This window comes from Helicobacter salomonis (genome assembly GCF_900197775.1).
Taxonomy (GTDB): domain Bacteria; phylum Campylobacterota; class Campylobacteria; order Campylobacterales; family Helicobacteraceae; genus Helicobacter; species Helicobacter salomonis.
Window position 1 is genome coordinate 1 of record NZ_FZMA01000050.1, and the last position, 1266, is coordinate 1266.

1 protein-coding gene is annotated in these 1266 nt (G+C 47.8%); it reads right to left on the bottom strand.

Annotation, left to right across the window (positions count from 1 at the left end; all coding sequences use genetic code 11):
• On the bottom strand, positions 1–996 hold a 996-nt coding region (locus C6H04_RS07195; protein WP_104732766.1), incomplete at its 3' end, for a site-specific integrase.
• Between the last annotated feature and the right edge of the window lie 270 nt (positions 997–1266).

Sequence of the window (1266 nt, forward strand, 5' to 3'; positions counted from 1 at the left end):
CTCTAAGAAGGGGGCTAGAGGGGTGTGTTCTTGAGGAATGTATTGGGCGTAAACACTTAGGGTTATGTGCGCGTTGGCGTGGCCTAACATCTTAGAGATACGCAACGCATTGGCTCCCCCTGAGAGCATGAGGCTTGCAAAGGTGTGGCGGGTGCTGTAGAGCTTGCGCGCACTCAAATGGAGCTGCTCTAAGAGTTTATACCAGGGCTTGGCTAGATTAAGATAGCGTTCTTGGGTGAAGATGTAAGGACTGCTAGGATTTTGCTCTAAATAGCGCAATAGGGCCTCTTTGACAATGGGCAACATCTCCAGGGTGCGCACACTTGAGCGTGTCTTAGGCGTGCCTAGCTCATTTTTTTGGCTTAAAGTGCGCTCAATGCGGATGGTGTTCTTAGCAAAGTTGACATCACTCCATTTGAGAGCTTGAATCTCGCCCACTCTAGCCCCTGTGAAAAAAGCCACGACTAGATAGGTCTTAAACCTCAGGTCCGAGCACACCTCCAGCATGTCACTCACCTCTTCTAGGTTTAGGGGTTGTTTTTCTTTAGGGGGCCTGGCCATAGCCAGGCGTTGCTTAAAAAAAGGGTTGGCCTCTATGTAGTCCATCTCTAGGGCGAAGTCTAAGAGGCGTTTGAGCAGGTGTGTGAGGTTTTTGACATGGAATTGGCTGGGGGCTTTTTGGGCCAGCTGGTTGTAGAAATCTTGGATACTCTGCTTGTTGATCTGGGCGATGGGGGTTTGAGAATTGAAAAGCTCTACAATGGTGTTGAGACGGCTCTTGATAGTGCGTTGGCTGGAGGGTTTGAGGCCTAGATTATGTCTTTGGAGGTATTCTTCTACAACAACGCCTAAAGAAGGGCTATTGGCGTATTTGATTTGGGCTTGGGCTTTGGCGCGATTTTCTGGCGTGTCGGGCATTTTCAAGCTGAAGCGTTTGCGTTTGCCCTGCTCGTACACTTCAGCATAAAGCATTCCATTGCGGGGGTAGTATCTCATTGTTGCTCCTTTGTTTGTTTTGGAGTTCTGTGATTAGTGGATGTGTGTTGAATGAGAGCTTTATGACTTCATAAAAAGTCACCCCCCCTTGGGGATTTGAGCGCGCGTTTTAGCAGAGTTTTTTCAAGTGAGCTTGTAGATTAAGACTTAGCTTGAGAATACTCTTGGCTCAGTTGAGTGCAAAGAAGAAGGATTGCAATAGGCTAGAAAAGCCTAGTTGTGGGGGTTATGGGTGAATTGGTTTTTTGGGGGAATTGATAGCCACTATCA